Genomic DNA, 19,132 nt, shown 5'->3' on the forward strand with positions numbered 1-19,132 from the left:
CTCCTTCCATCAACAGTGATCAAACTACATGATGTCTAGGTGTTTTACACCGGGCAAACGGTCTAGGCGCTGTTTGGATAATGATGCCTTCCCAAGGCTCGGTGCGAACAATCACCAAAGTCATGCGAACGACCACAATGCGAACAAAGACGGCTTTGGTTTAAAGCTATTGCTGTTTCGCTGAACGTGACGAAAGATAGATCACATGAACGACTACTCAGTTTCCGCTGAACTCGACGAGACAATGCGTCAATGGCGACAACACCTGCATCGAAACCCTGAATTTGGTTTCGAAGAAGAGGACAGCGTATGCTTTGTTACCCAAAGACTACGTGAGATTGGCATCGAGGAGATTGAAACGGCTGTAGGCAACACGGGCGTTGTTGCAACGTTGCGCCTTGGAACCGGCGGCCGCACAATCGCGCTTCGCGCTGATATGGACTGCTTGAAGATCCAGGAAACCACTAATCTGTCCTACTCCTCGGCTAAACCAGGGCTCATGCACGCATGCGGCCATGATGGGCACACTACCATTCTGCTGGGTGCGGCGGCGGTCTTGGCCAGTGAAGGCGGTTTTGACGGTACCGTAAAATTTGTGTTTCACCCCGCTGAAGAATGGGGTCAGGGAATGAACGCGATGATCCGTTACGGCCTCGGGTCGCGTTTCCCGTTCGACGAGATCTACGGTTTACATAACAAACCCGGATTGCCGGTGGGATCGTTTGAAGTGCGATCCGGGCCTTTCATGCGGGCGGAAGATGGATTGCGGATCGTCGTGCGTGGTAGTGGTGGACATGCTTCTCGTCCACACGATTGTAAAGATGCAATCTTATGCGCTTGTTCGATTGTGAGCGAACTGCAAACTATCGTGGCTCGGGTGATTGACCCAGCTGAACTTGCTGTAGTCTCCGTTACGTCGATAGAGGGTGACAACGTGAAGAATGCGATCGCCAGCGAGGCCACAATAGAGGGCGATTGCCGTCATTTCAGTGACGACGTTAGTTTGCAGATCGAAGAAACCATGCGCCGTATCGCTGAAGGTACAGCCAAAGCTCATGGTTGCTCTGTCGAGATACGCTACGATCGGGTGTTTATCCCCCTAGTTAATGACGATCGTGCAACTCAGCACGCAATAGTAGCCGCAGAAGCAGTATTTTGACCTGGCAAAACCAACTCTAGAGCGCATCGCATGGGAGCTTCTGAGGATTTCGCACAGGCGCTAAGGTTAGCTCCGGGTGCATTTGTCAATATTGGAAACGGAAATAGCGCCCCATTGCATAGCCCCGAATACGACTTTAACGACGATGCAATCGTGCCGGGCGTCGAGTGGTTCGTGGAATTGGTCCGAAATCGCCTGCCGGTCACGACATCCCAAAACGAAAATGGCTAACTTCCAAGTAGGAAGAAAATAAACCGATCCAATTTGGGCTCAAAGTCGTCATCCGACGGCATTAGCGATTAGACCGGTTCGTGGTGCGGACTTTGCCGCCATCCACTCAGCGCACAACAGTACCCGCACCCGGCAGCAGCAGACATTTAAGTCGAAAAACGAGGTGATATTGTGCGATGTCTGCTTTCACCGAGACCGGGCATTCAGCAAAATAGGCTTTATGTCCGAATTGCGGACGAAACGGACATTCGACTTTTCACCGTGATCCGGTATCTTCACGACATCTTCAGTTCAAATGCTGGTACCTGACACATGGATCCGTTCCTCACTGAAAGGCTTTCGGCTCACAGTTGGCAATCGACATTGGAAGACCGGGAGGCGCGCCGAGGGCTGGAGATTGCTTTGTCCGCGATATTGTCACGCCGTGTGCTTGAGCATCTTCCATCACCTCTGCACCTGAGCGGAGATGACGACATTGCTTCTTGGGTGGACGAACGCGCTGAGGAAAGCGACGTTTTTCTTGTCAACTGGAGGCGCAACTCCGAATTAGTCGGACTGTTGATTTTGGCGTCCGATCCCAGTGACTCGCAAGCGCCAGAACTTCATATTGGCTATTTGCTCGGTGAAGCAACTTGGGGTCAGGGGGTCGCAACAGAACTCGTCCAAGGTTTGGTGTCAGCGGCAGAAAAGGACGGCCCGGTGAGGCTGCTGGGAGGTGTCAGCATTGAAAACCCGGCAAGCGCTCGGGTGCTTGAAAAGGCAGGTTTCGAATTATCACCTGACCTTTCAACAACGAATTCGCACGTGTACTCCAAGAAAGTCGGTTGAAGCGCATTCGACACGTCCGGCCTGGATTTAAGGCAGACCTTTAGGCAAGCGCAGCATCTTCGTTTGAGGACTAGAGCGCTATCTTCAGGACGGCCCAAAGCGGTCGTTCGCCAGAACATTTGGGCGTTGCAGCGCAGCCAGTGATACCGGACCTTTGTCGATTGCGCGGCAATCAATGGATTTCCTTTGCAGAGCTCGCCTAGACCGAGCGGCGATTGGCTGATCACTGAATTTTCAACGGGCGCCGCATTCAACCTTAGTGTCACGCCGTCCCCATTACTGCTAGGGTAGCAACAGTGAGGGGTAGTCTCGAGAAATTTGGGAGAATGATCATGGACAGACGCGTATTCTTGGCCGGAACAGGCATCACTTCGGGCCTCGCTGCATTGGGGTGGAACGTCGCGCCCCTCGGAGCGGAGGGCCTCGTAGCGGCGCGGCGCTACCAGGTGGGCTCGGCGACGGTGCACGTGCTGTCCGATGGGTTCATTTCGATCGGACCTGAAATGCTCTCCGGTGTAACACCGGAAGAGTTCGCGACCTTGCTTGACAATGCGCACATAGCCACCGACGCGCATCCGAGCGCGGTCAATGCGTTTTTGGTCGAAATTGGTGATAGAAAAATATTGGTCGACGCGGGGACCGGCGAAATCTTCGGACCGACCCTTGGCAAGTTGCCCTCCGTGATGAACGCCCTCGGCTTTGATCCGGCCGCTATTGACACGGTGGTCTTCACCCATCTGCACGGCGATCACATCGGCGGCACGGTTTCGCCAGTTGGTAATCCTTATTTGAACGCGACACTCCGGGTAGCGAGCGCTGACATCGATTTCTGGACCAGCGAGGAGATTCAGGCGCAGGCTCCTGATGCCTTCAAAGCTGCGTTTGACCTTGCACGCTCCGCCCTCGATGGTTTTGGCGAACGGATTGAGCCTTTTGGCGCTGAAGAAACCGCAATCGCTCCTGGGCTCTCGACTATAGCGCTGCCCGGCCACACCGTCGGCCATACGGGCCTGATGCTCGAAAGTGACGGCGATGTCCTGCTTATTGCGGCCGACATTGTTCATGTTCCAGCGGTGCAACTCGCTATGCCCGCCGTGACCATTGGCTTTGACACTGATCAGGATTTGGCACGTGAAACCCGCGTCAAGACTATGGATATGGTTGCTGCGGATCGCATAATGATGGGCGGGTCGCACATCTCTCTTCCCGGTCTGGGATATCTGGAAACAGCCGGTGACGGATACCGATGGACGGCGGCGCGCCATCAGTACGGTTAGGGTCAGGACCCATTGATTTCCGCTTTGCTGCGTGATTCACGGTTCGAAAATCGAGCGGTGACCATGTCTGATCTTTTCTGGCTGACGGATGCGCAGGTGGCGCGTCTTGAGCCTTTCTTGCCCAAGTCCCAGGGCAAACCACGCGTTGATGATCGACGTGTGTTGAGCGGCATTATCTTCATTAATCGCAATGGGTTGAGATGGCGCGATGCCCCTTCGGCGTATGGCCCACACAGTTGAAGGGAATCGTGGTCCCAGTGGGGCCGCGTAAGCCCCGGAAACGCCCTATAACCGTTGGAAGCGGTGGAGGTGAGTGGCAAACGCCACTGGTTCGAATGCCGCCACGAACAAGGCATCTTCGCCCGGATGATGGCCGGTCTGGCTGCCGAACACGGTGAAGAGAATACTGTGATGGTCGATGCCACCAACCTGAAGGCCCACCGTACCGCAAGCAGTTTGGGCGTCAAAAAAGGGGGCGTGGACGCCTGATTCATTGCCCGGCAGGTGCATCCGGAGGATGCTGCCGAGAGGGGTCGCACCAAGGGCGGCATGAACACCAAGTTGCATGCCATCTGCGACAGCCGGGGACGTCCGCTCAACCTGTTCATCACCGCCGGTCAGGTCAGCAATTACATTGGTGCGCGGGCACTGCTGAGCGGCCTGCCGGATGTCGATTGGCCGCTCGGGGATCGTGGCTATGACGCCGATTGGTTCCGGGAAGCGTTGAAAGACAAAGGGGTGCTCGCCTGCACCCCTGGCCGGAAGTAGCGGAAGAAACCGGTTAAGTACGACAAGCGTCGTTACAAACGGCGCAACCGGATCGAGATCATGTTCGGCAGGTTGAAGGATTGGCGGCGTGTGGCAACCCGCTACGACAGGTGCCCAAAGGTCTTCCTGTCAGCAATCGCCCTCGCAGCACTCGTTATCTATTGGCTATGAGGCCTAACCCTGGCGGTTCGACAAAACACGCTAGAATATCAGCAATATAGTCAAGTTCATTCGGAATTTGGATCATCTACCGACCACATATATTCCCTTAACTAAATGATTAAATGGTCTAGGCTGCCCATTGGATGAATCGAAATTTTAGGAGAAGAACGTGCGATACGTTGCAAAAGGTATTTTGATTTGTTGCGCAGTCGCGTTTGTCGCAGTGTTTGCAGCTTGGCTTTTCCTGTCTTCTGCGTTGTTTTCCTCGGTCAGAACTACTTTCGTCGAAAATCTGATCTCTAAGAAACTTGGCCAAGAGGTTAGAATTGAAGATGAAGTGCGTCTGGGTATTGGTCGGCAATTGCAGGTGTCAGCGGCAGGGCTGGAACTACCCGGTTCTCGGAATGCTGGTGTGAACCTTGCGGCAATCGATGAGATTGAGTTTGAAGTTTCCGCACGCGACCTCTGGAACAGTAAAATGTCACTGAGTGGTCTTTCGCTCTCGGGTGTTCACCTGAACCTGATCACGGACAAAGATGGCATCGGAAACTGGCAGTCTATTTCCCAAACGGAAACTGAAGTCGGGAAACCTACAAAATCCCCGACACCGCTGTTGGCGGGAATTCTAACGGACCGCAAAATTGATCTGACTGATATCGCCATTCTTTATAAGAACAATTTAAACGGACTTGAGTTGGACCTGCAGCTTCCTGAGCTGCTCTTAAAGCGTGATACGGAAACTGATGTTGCGACGGCAGTCGGGGCCGGTTCGCTGAACGGAGAGAGGTTTGATCTGAACGCGACATTCCCCACGAAAGACCCGTTTCGGTTGGCGGTGAACTTCGAACAGACTTCGATTGTCGCCGAGGAAGTCCCTCAAGAGAACGGTCTGCAAGTGGCAACGACCTTAGAGATTGCCGAACTTGGCCAGCTTCTCGATATCCTGAAGCTGAGCCGCGTTTTGGAAGGCACAGGGAGTATTGGCGCAACGTTTACATCAGTCGACGGCGTAGCACGGATTGATGACCTATCTGTATTGGCGGAAATAGATGGCGGGCAAAGCCTTTCGTTGACGGGGCAGATCGGGGAACTGGGAAATCCGGAAGACGTATCGTTGACAACCCGCATTCGGTTGTACCCTGAAGATGCCGAACCAGCCCCTGCTGCATCGCGTTATGATCTTAAACTTATCGCGGTCGACATGGTTATCGACAGCGTGCCTGGGCAGGTGCCGCAGCGACAAATGGTCATAAAGACCAACGGTTTCACGTTGGACACGTCCGGCGAAGGCCCGCCCCCGATTAAGTTCTCCGAGCTTTCCAGAACGCCAGAAGGCGCCTTAAAAGTCGGAAACATCAACCTTAGAATTGGGAACCCAGCCGATCCGTTTATCATTTTGAACGGTTCGGTCGATGACGCGCTTCAGTTGCAAGGCATATCAGCAGAAGGCCTGATGGATATACCGGCAAGCAGTTTGATCTCGCCAGAATTGTTGGGACCAGACGACCAGCTTGGCAGGTTTTCCGGTGACTTCCATTTGAACGGCGACATCAATCAGCTTTCGCTGACAAATTTGGATGGAAAGACAAGCGATACGGAGGTCTGGAACCTTGAGGTGCATGGCACTGTTAAGAATGTACTCAAATTCGAGGACCTGGATTTGGCAATTGATGTCACAGTCCCATCCGGGGAGGACCTTTTGGAGGCACTATCGCTTGCACGTGTGGAAACCGGGCAGGCTCGTCTTGAAATCAACCTTGTTAGCGAAGGCACTGATTGGAACGCGAGTGCCAATGTTGAGGTCGCCGACTCTATCTTGCAGATTATGGCCGATCTTGATGATGCAACAAACGACCCGGTGCTTCAGGGTTCCATTGAGAGTGACCTGATTAAGATAGATCAGATCCGAACTATCGTTCAGGCTGCCGTACAATTGCGGAAAATAGGCGGCCCAGAGCCGGAAGAGAAAGAAACTAAACAAGAAGACGAGGGCGGCCAAGGTGCGTTAAGAGATGTAACGCTTAAACCTATCGGGCGCTCAATTCTCTTGTCCGGTATGGATATGGATGTCGACGTTGACCTTCGGCACATCGAAGGAGCCCAGGGCATCAGCAGTTTGCAGAGCGAACTGACGCTCAACGAAAATGAGCTAAAGGCCGGACCTTTGAAGTTTGAATATGGAGGTGCTCATTTCGACGTTAGCGGGCAGATGGATCTTTCGAACGACGCGCATCTACTCACGTTGACCGGCAAAGCGGGCGGTTGGCAGCTGGATGATATTCTTCACAACCTGAACTTCAAAAAGGGTGCGAGCGGTACGATCTATGCAGATTTTTCGGTGACCGGCGGAACCGATTCACCGAAGCATTTTGCAAACAGCATGAACGGTAATGCTACTGTTTCAATGCGTGATGGCTCGATCGAGACGCAACTATTGGATCTGGCAGGGCTAGGGGTGCTACCTTGGGTGTTTACCAAAGAGAAGCAAAAGGTTGCTCCAATCGTATGTTTGCGTGCGCCGATTAGTATCTCAAATGGAAGTATTTCGACGAAACAAACCACATTGGAGACAGACCATGTCCAAGTTGTCGTCTTTGGCGGTGTTGATGTGGCGGGCAAGGTTTTGGACCTAAATCTGCAGCCCCGTAAGATTGGCGAACCTCTATCGAAGAGTCCCTGGCCCGTGACCTTGAAGGGCCCACTAGCAAAGCCGAAGATCAAGGTTAAAGACGGTCCGAAACGACTGAAACGATCGGATGGTGCAGACAAAATGCCGGAACAAAGAAAGCTATGCGTTCCGGATATATTGCAACTGCAGTAGTTGGGGAGGCAATCAGTTGAAGTCAAATCTAGGGTTCAGAAAGGCAGACTTTGTTTCCGAATAGCAATTTCTGCTTTGGGCTCGATGCAGACGTTCGCTGCGCAGTGCATCAGTGACCGCTATGCGGACTATACGGTCGTCGGGATTGTGGGTGTTGTAGTGCGCTCCCCGCAGTTTCAATTGGTTCTCAAGCACCACTAATAGCCAAATGCCGGTCAGTGACTTTTGGAGTGTGGTGCCTACCTTAGAGTTATGGAGCTGCTTGAAATCACATCTTCAGACCAATTGTGGTCTTGGTTTGCGGAGAACCATGCGGCGAGCAAAAGCGTCCGACTTGTCACTTGGAAGGCGGCGTATACCGACAGGTACGTAAGCCAAGAAGAGGTTCTAGACGCGCTCATTGCTCACGGATGGATAGACGGTCGTAGATTTGTTGTGGACGACGCCCGAACAGCGCAACTGATTGCGCCACGCAAACAACAAGCTTGGTCAAAGACTTACAAAGATCGCGTTGAGCGTCTACGAAATGCGGGCCGCATGCATCCAGCCGGCGAAGCGGCGGTTTCTGCAAGCCGCAAGTCGGGACTTTGGAACTTTTTTGACGATGTTGACGCGCTCTCCGTGCCCGAGGATTTATCGGCCATTTTAGACCACGAGAAGTGGAAAGAACTCGCCCCATCGTATAGGCGGAACGTTTTGAGATGGATCAAACTTGCGAAGAAGCCCACTACACGACGTAAAAGGTTAACAGCGACCGCCGATGCAACTCGTCTGAATAAGAAGCTTCCACAAATGTAAACTTGGTCGGTGTATGTTCCATTTGCTTCTGGTCAATGTTGGCATGAAAACATTGATTCAACCGGGAAGTCAGCGAACCAAATGACAGTTTCGAAAGGGGAAGTCTTACGCCCTCTATGCAAAAGAACGACTTTGCGCTCCGGCGTCGATGCGACGCTTGGTGGAAGTCTCCTGAACGACCGCTATCCGAGCCAACAGGTCTCAATCGCTCAGGGCAATAGACACGCAACAAAACTGTTTGATGCAATACGTCTCAAGGATTGGTAGGGGCGATAACGTAGAGAGCTTTCAATGCTTCGCTGGGCTCGATCCCTGGCAAAGCAATGCGAAAGATCTCCTCCATTTTGCCTTGAGCATACATTTCTGACAAAATGCGGTCCACAAGCAATCGAAAGTCATAGTCTCCTTTCGGTATTGCTAACCCTTGCTTTTCTATCGTCAGTATTTCTTGGGACAACTTAAATTTACCCTTTAGTCCGGCAGCAATGTAGTTGACCAACAAAATCGACTGATCTGCAAAATAGGCATCGATTTCGCCGTCTCGTAACGCCTTGATACCATCAGGGTGTGAAGCGAACCGCACCATATTTGCTTCTATACCTGCCGCTTCAAAGGAATTGAGAACGGATGCCTCTGTCGTTGTGCTGCCTCTCATGCCAACCTTCTTCCCCACCAGCGCGCTCATTGTGCCCTCGGCCTCAATTGGTAATAATATGGACGTGCCATCGACATAAATTGGAATTGAGAAATCTACGACTTCGCGACGGGAAAGTGTTATGGTCGCGGCCCCACAAAGCATATCCACCTCGCCGGAGGCGACTTTCTCGAAACGATCCTTGGCGTCCACGGGAATGAACTGGACGTTTAGATCCTGCAATTCCAGTTTCTTCGCAAGATTTTGCGCCACTTGGTCGCAAATCAACGGTGACAAGCCAAACGGCCGACCTTGGTCGTTAACGTAAGATAATGGAGCAGCATCTGTTCGAAAACCAAATCGGATTTCGTTGTTTTTTGAGATTCTGTCAATTGTTTGAGCAACCGCTCCAGTTGCGAAAAGAGCCGTTGCAATAAGTGCAGGTAGCAAGCGCATGGGTTGTCCTTTTTGTCCGGTTTCCATCCCATTGGGTGCGAAAAACATCGTGTCCCGAGGTTAAAACACATTGAGGCAAAAAGCAGTTGGATTTTTGATGACCAGAGGCGCATGGCGGGGAAGAAAACCAAATCCTCGTGCTATAGGTTGCTAACGCAATTTCTTAAATGCAAAGCCTTATTTGGCCGAGCTCATGTGCGCATGTCTAGGCTCTGGACCTATTAACAGGTCGGAGCGTAAACGGCTGCTTTGATCCAAGAGCAGACACTGGTAGAAAACACGGCTATGACCGCGTTGCGGACAAAGCAGCCGCTAAATTCACTATAGCAAATTGCAGGCTAGTCTCCGCTAAGATCTAGGCGACCTGCATTAAGCCAATCTGACAACTCTGTTCTTTCGCTCGGGTCAGGTGGGCCAGCAGGTGTTGGGGGGTCAACAGGCAATGGGCTGTCTGATCCGACGATCTCCCGAACACTTACGGTATCTTCCGAAACATTCCAAACAAGCATGTCCTGAGCCAAAGTGAGCGGGCCGTCATAAGTATTTCGGATTGCTGCAATTGTGTCGGGAGCAATGTCGAAATCGGCAAATGTATGGTATGCAATCGCGTGGCGCGGCTCGATCATCGCGAATAGTTTTCCGCACGCGTCTGGTGGCGTGTGAACCACCGTTGCCACTAGCCTGGCGCGTTCAGGGTCGTAGTTTTTGATATCGATAAATTGTTGGATCGTTAAGTAGCATTCGTGAATGACAAGATCCGCTTCTTTAGCGTTCTCCACGAACCACTTGTTCGGGTTGGTGTCACCCGAGTAGACGAATTTTAGTCCTTTCCACTCCAAGCTGTAGGACACTGAACCATCTATGCCGTGAATCGCGGGCCAAGATCGAATGACGACACCGTCGCTTTCATACACTACTTGTGTCTGAGAATAGTCGAACTCTGTCACCGAAAGGTGTCCACCTGCCGAGGGCATATTCCCGCGCCGGCCAGCCACGTCCCAGGCCAACATTTTCAGGAGGCCATCCATGGCCGCTGCGGTCCCGTATTCTGGCTTTAAGCCACTTGGTCCCCAAACCTGCAGTGGAACGGTTCGGTTTGACACCCAGCCACCCACAAAAAGTGCATCGAGGTCTCCAATATGATCTACGTGCAGGTGGCTAATGAACACCTTGTCGAGATAAGTGTATGGGATTTCCAATGCGGCCAAATTAGCTAACGAACCGGTTCCGACGTCGAATAGGAACTTGTCGCCATTGCCAAGCTCAACCAACCACGACGCTGACGCTTGGGAGTGTCGAAAATTGGGTGTTCCAGTTCCTAGCGAGATAACTCGCATCTCCGCTTCGCCGAGCGGCTCTGTGTTTGGATAATAGAACTTTCTCTCTGCGGATGAACCAGCTGAAGCTGCGACGCAGCAAATCGATGCAAATACAAAACTTAATGCGGGTAATAGTCTTAGACGCACAGCTTCCTCCCACTTGCTGACGCAATCTATGGTACAACTAAATTACTTCAGTCCAAAGTCGGACGTCTGCTTTGGGCTCAGAGCCGACATTCTCATGGCAAGTCTTCTAAATGACCACTCTGCGGACAAACCGGACTAACGGGCCTTTCCTATCTGTACGCGATTTTGCCGAAAGTTCAAATTGCGATCAGATCAATTCAAAACGCGCAATTCCCGCAACGGCGAGTTTATCGTCGATATCGTGATCGGTTAGGAATTCGATCACTTCTGAAGCTATGTTTGGGGATACGGCGTTCCGAAATATTGACATGTCGATTTGTGTCCCAAGATGCTCCGGGAACACCGCTACCGGAACGACTCCAGATGTGGCAATCACTGTTGTGAGAGGGGCAATCGCGAGTTCGTATTCGCCGGTCGCAACCGATGCCGCAGGCACGCCCCCAGACATCGCATGGCTTTGCGGCAAGACGGAGTCAGTTAGTCCCATGCGCTCCATCACATCCAGATAGGTGCGTCCGCTCGTGCCAGCGCCTGCATAGGCTATGCTTTTCGCGCTGCGGAGAAGCACTTCGATACCATGTGAGTCCGCTATCATTTGGGCATGTGTCCTGCCTTTGCGCGCAACCGCGAGTGAGACTCGCCCGAATGCACGGTGGCTGCCTCCGTCTGCAAAGCCATCATCGATCAAGGCCTTCGCGTAAGGTGGATTGGTCAGACCGATGTCATAGCGCTCGCCCGCTCTGAGTCGCTCCGGTATCAGTGGGTTAAGTTCAACCTCCTGTATTAGCCGCACGCCTGTCGCTGCTTCCACGCGCGGCGTGAGGTGCTCCATGACAGCCCGGATCGCCGTAGGAATGAAAATTCGCAATGTGGTCGGCATTCTGAAGCTCTCCCCGGGACCCGCACGCTCTGTGGCCCTACAATTAAACGCAATCGTTTTGTGCTCAGCAAGCCCGATTGCGGTGATGTCATTTTGGGCTAGGAGCGGTCATTCGAGCCGATCTGAAGAACGGCTGCCATGCGAACAAAGCGGCAATTGCACCGTCGTTTGAACCACCGCAAAGTCTTTTCACAGCATCAACTTATACCGATCCGCAGTTTGAACCCCTAGTCTCATCTGCTCTTCAGGTTCCGTGTTACAATACTCATGCTGGCGTGGGACACACAACTTCGATCAGAGATGGCCCGTCGCTGGAGAGACCGGCAGAGAGCGCCTTCGCAAAGCTGTCCATGTCATCTGCGCGTGTCCCAGGAACACCGTGGCCTTGCGCCAGAGATACCCAGTCCAGTATCGGGTTCTCCACGTCAAACATAGCTTGAGCATTCTGACCATAGCTCGCCACACCGACATTTGTGAGTTCATCGCGCAGAATTTGATAGCCGCGGTTTGCAAACACAATAACGGTCACGTCGAGATTTTCCCGCGCCATACTCCACAGAGATTGTAGCGTGTACATGGCCGAACCATCCCCAGTCAGGGCAATAACTTGTCGGTCCGGGCACGCGATGGCCGCACCCGTTGCGCAAGGCAAACACAGCCCAATCGCGCCGCCGGTGCCTGCGAGTAGGTCATGCGGGTGGGCGGTAGCTGTCGGTGGTATGACATGAAACCCGGACGTGACGGACTCATTACAGATGATCGCGTTTTCCGGGATCAGTGCTGCCAACGCCAAACCAACTTTTTTGAGGGTCAACTGCCCGCTGGGAATGTCCGGCAGATCGAGCGGATGGGTTTTTGCCACCGTTTTGCTTGTGACCCCGACCGCGTCTGCGAGCGCTTGCAGCGTCCACTCGATATCATCTGTGGGCGTACACAATTCGGTAATGGGGCAATACGGAGGTTCGGGTACGCTTGGTTTCCCGGGATAGGCAAAAAAGGCGACTGGCCTGTCTGTGCCAAGCAGAGTGATCGAAGACGTTGCTTCAAGCTGAGCGATCTTGGGCGATATCGGATAGGCCAGTTGGTCTAGCTTCGCTGTTCCTGCGCCTTTGGAAATGCGCGGTATCAGAGTATCGGCCAATAACCGGCAGCCCGTCGCGGCGGCAATTTGTCCAGCTAGTTCACGCTGCGGTCCAAACAGGGCTGATCTGCCAATCATCAGCGCGGCGTTCGGCGTCACAAGACGGGCTGCCGCGGCCTCTATCTCGCCTATTGACGGTCGATGGAGGCTTTCTCGGTTGTCCAAACGGTTTGCCGCTGCGTTCGCTTCGTTCCAAGCTGTGTTGGCAGGCAGGACAAGGGTCGCGATCTGGCCGTTTTGCGCGCGGGCTGCTTGAACCCCTGCCGCTCCATCCGTAGCTACATCGGAGGCATTGAATGATACTCGCGTCCAATGGCTGACCGCTTGGCTGATACCGAGGATGTCTCCCTTCAAAGGGCTTTCGTGCCGGAGGTGATGCGTTGCGTGATCACCCACGATGTTCACGATCCCGGACCCTGCTTTCCTGGCGTTGTGCAGATTGGCAAATGCGTTGCCAAAGCCAGGCGCAAGATGCAGCAGCGTGCCCGCAACATCACGTTTCATTCGAAAATACCCATCCGCCGCACCCGTCGTTCCTCCTTCGAACAGGCAAAGAATGCAATTCATCTCCTGGTGTTCATCCAAGGCAGCGACAAAGTGCATTTCCGAGGTGCCGGGATTTGCGAAGACAGTATCCACCCCATTGTTCAACAGGGTTTTTACGAGTGATTGAGCGCCGTTCATTTTTCCTTAGCCTGATTTCAAGCGATCATTTGATTGCAATGCTTGCACGAAAAGGCTTTCGTTCTAAACATGTTTTCCTCTCGGCACGACACTTCGCCACGAAAGGAACCACAGCCGTTCGCGACGTCGAGCAGTCTCTGGACTTCAGGCTATTCCTTTTGGCGGAGCCAGAACTTGGAGCGAAAGTATTCGTACTTGAGTTGAGATGGGCACGGCGCGAGCACGTCCGCTTCGAGCCCAATGCGGAAGTTTTGGCGAGCTAGTTTATTCCCCAGATTTACTGCCAAGAAACACAATTTCTCGGACGAAATTTCTGTATATATGTTGGATCAACCTTTTCGAACTGCAGGGCGCTTGTCTGAGATGAACCCAGTAGAAACCAAATATGCAAAGAGCGGGGACACTCACATCGCTTACCAAGTGGTCGGTGAAGGTGACTTCGATGTGGTCTATGTGCCGGGTTGGGTTTCACATGTGGAACTGTGTTGGGAATACCCGGAACTCAGCCGTTTCCTATCCCGAATTGCTTCCTTTGCGAGATTGATCATTTTTGACAAGCGAGGAACTGGTCTTTCAGACAGGGTTTCAAACGATCAACTGCCTACTCTTGAAGAGCGCGCAGATGATCTTCTAGCGGTAATGGATGCAGCCAATTCTTCGCGCGCGGCGCTGATTGGGTTTTCCGAAGGTGGCAACTTGGCAGCTTTCTTTGCCGCATCACACCCTCATCGAACATCTTCGCTTGTTATGTTTGGCGCATTCGGCAAGCGCATATGGAGCGCGGACTATCCTTGGGCACCCACTCCGGAAGACCGCCAAAAGGACTGTGAGTTCGTTAAACGAGAGTGGGGAAACTTGATGGACTTGGCACACTATGCGCCCAGCAAGGCCAATGATGAGGCTTTTATGCGACGGACATGCGCTTACCTCAGGAGAAGCGCCAGTCCCGGTGCGGCTGTGACTCTGCTCAAGATGAATACCGAGATAGATTTGACCAACGTTCTCCCCGCCGTCCACGTGCCAACTCTCGTGTTACACCGCACGGGTGATCGAGACGCGAATGTAGAAGAAGGGCGTTGGATTGCTGATCGGATTTCAGGTGCCCAGTTCAAGGAGTTGCCCGGTGACGATCATTTTCCTTGGGTTGGAGACTCCGAAGCGACGATTGAAGAAATTCAGGCTTTTGTCACCGGTGAGAAGCCCCGGCCTCCGAGTGAACGAGTTTTGGCGACTATTTTGTTTACCGACATTGTTGGATCTACGGATCTGGCCCATCAATTTGGTGATGCCGCTTGGAAAGACCTGCTCAACCAACATGATCAACTGTGCTCACAAGCCATCACTGAGCATCAAGGGCGACTGGTAAAAGGAACCGGCGACGGACTGCTGGCAACCTTTGACGGTCCTGGAAGGGGCATATCGTGCGGCAAGAAAATCGTTACCATAGCTCGTGGTTTAGGGCTTTCAGTCCGCTGTGGCTTGCATACAGGAGAATGTGAACTTCGCGGCAACGAAATTGCAGGTGTGGCTGTCCATCTGGCCGCCCGCGTATCAGCACTGGCTGAAGCAGATCAGTTACTCGTCTCCAGAACTGTGCGTGATTTGGTTGCTGGCTCAGGGCACACATTGACGGATGAAGGAGAGCATGAACTCAAGGGATTTTCCGAGAAGTGGTCGATCTATTCAGTTCATCTCTAGGCATTCGTTTTTTTAATTTTTGAAGAATTCAGTGCCAAAGCGAAAGGCGTTTTAGTCTGGACACGAGACATTGAGTAATTTTCAACGAATAACCACTGTGCGGACTAAGCGGACCTTTTTCCGGGCGAGGTATTTTTTGCTGCTGTTGCAAGGTGCGTAAAGCGGGCTTTGGCTTCTGGTAAGCGAACGACAGAAAAGTCCGCGAAGCAGACATTGAACAGAGTTGCGACGAATGACCATTCTGCGGACAAAGTTGCCATAGGCTCAATGGCAGGTGGGGACTGGTCTCAGCCCTAAGCAGACTTTTGAAACTGAACTTTGCAAATTCAGAGATGCGGACGGATCGGACTTTGCTACCGTTTGGGAGACAGGGTCCACAGTGTCATTCCTCGGGCAGGCCCGCTTTGAGCAAAGCCTCAAAACACTTTTCGCCACCTTCGGATTTTCCATAATCGTTGGTTGCCCTCCAACCCTTCAATGTACGATCCGGAATGAGCCTCAAATAAGCTGACATAATCTCTTCTGCCTCTTCAGTCTTACCCAGCATTGCAAGCGAAGCGGCTTTTGTTGAATAGAGCGTCGGGTAACTGTCCGCCAAGTTCAGGGCTGTATCGCAGTGCTCGATTGCTGACTTGGGTCGTTCCAACTGCACCAAAGCTGTTGCAGCGCCTCCGTGTGACGCGACAATAAACGGTCCCAGCTTTCCATAGCGAATACTCTTTTCGAAGCAATCCAAAGCTGTTTGCGCGTCTCCCGACCATAGATGTGCCCATCCGCAAAAGCTTAGAAGCCTCGCATCGAAAGGTGCCAAACGAAGGACCAAGGAAACCGTCTGGTTCAACGGCGCAATACGGCGATCTGACAGGTAATCAGCGATCCCAATTGCCAAGGTCAACATAGCATGACCGGAAGCAAGCGGTCTTGCGGCTTCGACCCAGTCAGGTATCTTGCGCATGTATTCCTTCATGACAGCGCTAGGGCCCATCGAATAAGACGCGCAAGTCACAATTATCGCCTCTGCGTAAGCATCGCCCATCTCAGGTTTCGCTGCAATAGCGCGCGCTTGAAATCCGGCGGCCTTTTCAAATGACTCGTTCGAGAATGTCTTCCAGGCCATCATGCCCATTAAAAGGCACTGTTCAGGAAGCAATTCGTCGTCAGGCAATGACGCGAGTGCTAGTGTTTCCGCTTCGAGTATCAGGTCGGCAGCTGTACCAGAAATGTGCTCCAACATCCGGTCCTGCCAGTCGAAGGAGTCCTCGAGGTTGCCATCGGATTTGTCGCTCCAAATCGTCATGCCTTGTCGGTCCGTCAGTCGAATCTCTAGTCTGATCCGCTGACCCTGAGCGCGAAGGTTGGTTTGAAGTATGTACGCGCCGATTGGAGGGTCTTCGTTGATGCTAGTGGACAGCCATGCAAGGCCACCGAAGAAAGTGGCAAGGTCTGCCGTCAGTGAATTCGCAATCTCATTGATTTGAGTGTCGGATTGGTTCGTCTTTATAGGTGCAACGGCGAGGAACGGAGATGCTGAAGACGTACGCCGTACGTTTCCGACGGCCCTTAAGTTCGCGTCCTCGGTCATATTGCGGATCCAGACCCGAACCTCTCGTGATATATTCTTGAGATCGCACAGACCGAAATCCTCAAACGAGGGAGATAGCGTTCCGTCCAGACTTGCGTAGACCGCATCAGAAATCAGGATAGACCCTTTAGGTGCAAGTCCTTCCAGCCTCGCAGCGATATTGACCCCGTCGCCGTAAAAGTCCTCGTTTGTTTTAGTGACGTCGCCGATATTCACCCCAATACGCAGTGCGATTGACAGATGCTTTGAAACACGATCCTGGATCTGCATCGCTGCATTTACTGCACTCGCAACGCTGGGAAATTCCATCAGCCATCCGTCGCCCATGGATTTAAGGATAGCACCGCCATATTCCACAAGAATAGGGTCAAGAGTCTCCGCACGCAGCTTTCTGACCGTGTTGACAGTTTCCGCTTCGTCTTCGCCCATCATGAGTGAAAAACCCACAATATCGGCTGCCACTATTGCCGCGAGCTTACGTTCCAATTGTATCTCCAGATCACATAAGTTGCGGCGTGTCGTGTGGCCGTGTCAAGATTGTCTGACGTTTGTTTAGCGAGGTCTATGATCAATAAGACTTAGGTATGCAAATGACAGAAAGGGCCGCTTTCTGCGCGTTGCTGTTGTCGGGGCATCGAGCAGCATCGGTCAATGTGGGTTCGGTGCGGTCATTCGCCGAAATGTCGCGAGCGACCGCTGCGCGGACACTTCGGTCGCTATTGCACTTTTGCGATGCCGGTTTGTCAGTTTCGCATGGTTTTGTTGCTCTACGACCGATATGCAGAAGACAGGAGGAATAATGTGGAGCGCCAACTTGCAGCAATTCTAGCGGCTGACATGGTCGGCTACACGAGGCGGATGGAGCAAGACGAGTCAGGCACACTTTCCGCCTTGTCTGCTAGAATAGATGAGACAATTGCACCTCTCATAAAACGTCACCGCGGGCGTGTCGTCAAATTAATGGGTGATGGCCTTCTGGCCTATTTCAGCGTTGCCGCAGATGCAGTTTCCTGTGCGGTTGAATGGCAACAGACCTCCCCGGAAGAACCCGACTCGATACAATTCCGCATCGGCATAAATCTCGGTGACATCATCATGCAGGATGGCGATGTCTTCGGTTCTGGCGTTAACCTGGCGTCGCGATTGGAGCAGCTTGCGGACCCGGGAGGTGTGCTCGTGTCCGACGCTGTTTATCGCGTTGTCGGTAACCGAATTCCGGTTGCCTGGGAGGACACAGGCACGCATTCCGTAAAAAACGTTTCTGAGCCGTTGCGCGCTTGGCGCATCGCGGGAGAAAAACAAGAAAACGCTGAACTGCCGAAACCGGCAGCCGTCAATAAAGCCGCCATCGCAGTTCTGCCGCTACACAACATGAGCAACGACCCGGAGCAAACTTTTTTCAGCGACGGCATCGCGGAAGACATTATCACTGGCTTGTCGCGCTTTCGTACCCTTCAGGTTGTTTCGAGGAACGCGTCGTTCCGGTTCAGAGCACAAGACATGGATCCGGCTGATATAGCCACAGCTCTAGGTGCTGACTATCTCGTTGAAGGCAGTGTCCGAAAAGCTGGAAGCCGGGTAAGGATATCCGTACAGCTCGCCGATGCCGACACTGGTGCGCAGTTGTGGTCGGAACGCTACGACCGCGAATTGGAAGACATCTTATCCGTTCAGGACGAAGTCACCCGCAGCATCGTGGCGGTACTTCCCGGGCGAGTGCAACACGATTTTGTCGAACGCTCGGCGCAGAAACCAGCGAACGAGATGAAGGCCTATGACTTGATGCTGAGAAGCAAGGCTCTTCGCGACGGTTTAAATGCGAGAGATACGGCAAAAGCTCGCGCTTTGCTGGAACGGGCAGTCGCACTCGATCCGTCTATTGCGCGATCCTATATGTACCTCTCGGACACCTATGTAATCGACCTTTGGTTGGGATTGGCTGACTCAGATGCTCCTGACCACGCATTAAACATTGCACGGAAGGGCGCGGCGCTGGATAACCGGGACCCCTACATCCAGGACCAGCTTGGGTTTGCCTATCTTTGCGCCAAGCTCTGGGATGAAGCTGACGCACAGTTTGAGAGAACGCTAGCGCTGATCGAAAACGAAGCGGAGTCCATGGCATGGTGTGGCTATGCATTTCTTATGTTGGGTAGGCACGAAAAGGCGCTTGAGGTCGTATCAGAAGCGATGCGATTGGACCCGCTACATCCGCCGGCCATAGATTGGATAATGGGACAAGTGGAATTCTTTTTTGGAAACTTCGAGGCTGCGCTTGGCTTGCTAATTGGCGAGGCTCGCCTCAACTCCTTAGCCGCAGCTTTCGTGGCGGCTTCTTATGCACACCTTGGACGACAAGCTGAGGCTGGGGCAGCCTTGAAGGACTTTGTTTCGGAACGTAGAGATGAGTTTGGAAGCCGAGGAATTGAATTGGTCGAAGAAAACATTTCCATGCTTGCTCGAGGCTTTGAAGGCATGTGGCGTCGACCGGAAGATTTCGAGCTGCTGGCTACCGGTTTGCATAAGGCGGGGCTATCTCTTTGAGCG

General features: G+C 52.8%; 12 protein-coding genes and 1 pseudogene. 8 read left to right on the forward strand and 5 right to left on the reverse strand.

Annotation, left to right across the window (positions count from 1 at the left end; translation table 11 throughout):
• Positions 1 to 205 precede the first annotated feature (205 nt).
• The 6 genes and pseudogenes from ACR0JF_RS02585 (at position 206) to ACR0JF_RS02610 (ending at position 8,044) form a co-directional block, all read left to right on the forward strand.
• Complete coding sequence (locus ACR0JF_RS02585) at positions 206 to 1,159, forward strand: amidohydrolase (protein WP_480668876.1); 954 nt, start codon at positions 206 to 208, stop codon at positions 1,157 to 1,159.
• A 543-nt stretch (positions 1,160 to 1,702) separates the two neighbouring features.
• Entirely contained in the window at positions 1,703 to 2,218 is a 516-nt protein-coding gene (locus ACR0JF_RS02590; RefSeq protein WP_170660109.1) for a GNAT family N-acetyltransferase, read from the forward strand.
• Positions 2,219 to 2,550: 332 nt separating this feature from the next.
• Positions 2,551 to 3,495, forward strand: a complete 945-nt coding sequence (locus tag ACR0JF_RS02595) for an MBL fold metallo-hydrolase (protein WP_170660110.1) — start codon at positions 2,551 to 2,553, stop codon at positions 3,493 to 3,495.
• A 63-nt stretch (positions 3,496 to 3,558) separates the two neighbouring features.
• Positions 3,559 to 4,434: pseudogene (locus ACR0JF_RS02600) on the forward strand (IS5 family transposase).
• 160 nt (positions 4,435 to 4,594) lie between these two features.
• Positions 4,595 to 7,246 (forward strand): AsmA family protein, encoded by a 2,652-nt coding sequence (locus ACR0JF_RS02605; protein WP_480668877.1) that lies wholly within the window; start codon positions 4,595 to 4,597, stop codon positions 7,244 to 7,246.
• A 252-nt stretch (positions 7,247 to 7,498) separates the two neighbouring features.
• The gene (locus ACR0JF_RS02610; protein ID WP_170660112.1) at positions 7,499 to 8,044 is read left to right on the forward strand and encodes a YdeI/OmpD-associated family protein; all 546 of its coding nucleotides are present in this window, start codon (positions 7,499 to 7,501) and stop codon (positions 8,042 to 8,044) included.
• 253 nt (positions 8,045 to 8,297) lie between these two features.
• Here ACR0JF_RS02610 and ACR0JF_RS02615 read toward each other — a convergent pair whose 3' ends face one another.
• From ACR0JF_RS02615 to ACR0JF_RS02630, 4 genes are all read right to left on the reverse strand, one after another.
• Entirely contained in the window at positions 8,298 to 9,134 is an 837-nt protein-coding gene (locus tag ACR0JF_RS02615) for an amino acid ABC transporter substrate-binding protein (RefSeq protein ID WP_170635353.1), read from the reverse strand.
• A 338-nt stretch (positions 9,135 to 9,472) separates the two neighbouring features.
• The gene (gene gntH / locus ACR0JF_RS02620; RefSeq protein WP_170660114.1) at positions 9,473 to 10,600 is read right to left on the reverse strand and encodes a guanitoxin biosynthesis MBL fold metallo-hydrolase GntH; all 1,128 of its coding nucleotides are present in this window, start codon (positions 10,598 to 10,600) and stop codon (positions 9,473 to 9,475) included.
• 187 nt (positions 10,601 to 10,787) lie between these two features.
• Positions 10,788 to 11,480, reverse strand: a complete 693-nt coding sequence (locus ACR0JF_RS02625; RefSeq protein ID WP_170660115.1) for a substrate-binding domain-containing protein — start codon at positions 11,478 to 11,480, stop codon at positions 10,788 to 10,790.
• 265 nt (positions 11,481 to 11,745) lie between these two features.
• The gene (locus tag ACR0JF_RS02630) at positions 11,746 to 13,305 is read right to left on the reverse strand and encodes an acetolactate synthase large subunit (protein WP_170660116.1); all 1,560 of its coding nucleotides are present in this window, start codon (positions 13,303 to 13,305) and stop codon (positions 11,746 to 11,748) included.
• Positions 13,306 to 13,668: 363 nt separating this feature from the next.
• On the opposite strand from ACR0JF_RS02630, the gene ACR0JF_RS02635 reads away from it, so the two are divergent.
• On the forward strand, positions 13,669 to 15,003 hold the full coding sequence (locus ACR0JF_RS02635) for an adenylate/guanylate cyclase domain-containing protein (RefSeq protein WP_170660117.1): 1,335 nt from the start codon (positions 13,669 to 13,671) through the stop codon (positions 15,001 to 15,003).
• A gap of 382 nt (positions 15,004 to 15,385) precedes the next feature.
• On the opposite strand, the gene ACR0JF_RS02640 is transcribed toward ACR0JF_RS02635, so the two are convergent.
• A complete protein-coding gene (locus ACR0JF_RS02640; protein ID WP_170660118.1) occupies positions 15,386 to 17,071 on the reverse strand; it encodes an adenylate/guanylate cyclase domain-containing protein in 1,686 nt (561 codons plus the stop codon).
• A 315-nt stretch (positions 17,072 to 17,386) separates the two neighbouring features.
• On the opposite strand from ACR0JF_RS02640, the gene ACR0JF_RS02645 reads away from it, so the two are divergent.
• Positions 17,387 to 19,129, forward strand: coding sequence for an adenylate/guanylate cyclase domain-containing protein (locus ACR0JF_RS02645; RefSeq protein ID WP_170660296.1), 1,743 nt, complete (start codon positions 17,387 to 17,389; stop codon positions 19,127 to 19,129).
• The last annotated feature ends 3 nt before the right edge of the window (positions 19,130 to 19,132 follow it).

Source organism: Ruegeria sp. BG11, assembly GCF_056538565.1.

Excerpts from the sequence above, each read along its gene's own strand:
- ACR0JF_RS02615 (WP_170635353.1), bottom strand. The coding sequence starts at position 9,134 with ATGCGCTTGCTACCTGCACTTATTGCAACGGCTCTTTTCGCAACTGGA.
- ACR0JF_RS02625 (WP_170660115.1), bottom strand. The coding sequence starts at position 11,480 with ATGCCGACCACATTGCGAATTTTCATTCCTACGGCGATCCGGGCTGTC.
- ACR0JF_RS02635 (WP_170660117.1), top strand. The coding sequence starts at position 13,669 with ATGAACCCAGTAGAAACCAAATATGCAAAGAGCGGGGACACTCACATC.
- ACR0JF_RS02590 (WP_170660109.1), top strand. The coding sequence starts at position 1,703 with ATGGATCCGTTCCTCACTGAAAGGCTTTCGGCTCACAGTTGGCAATCG.
- ACR0JF_RS02630 (WP_170660116.1), bottom strand. The coding sequence starts at position 13,305 with ATGAACGGCGCTCAATCACTCGTAAAAACCCTGTTGAACAATGGGGTG.
- ACR0JF_RS02595 (WP_170660110.1), top strand. The coding sequence starts at position 2,551 with ATGGACAGACGCGTATTCTTGGCCGGAACAGGCATCACTTCGGGCCTC.
- ACR0JF_RS02610 (WP_170660112.1), top strand. The coding sequence starts at position 7,499 with ATGGAGCTGCTTGAAATCACATCTTCAGACCAATTGTGGTCTTGGTTT.
- ACR0JF_RS02585 (WP_480668876.1), top strand. The coding sequence starts at position 206 with ATGAACGACTACTCAGTTTCCGCTGAACTCGACGAGACAATGCGTCAA.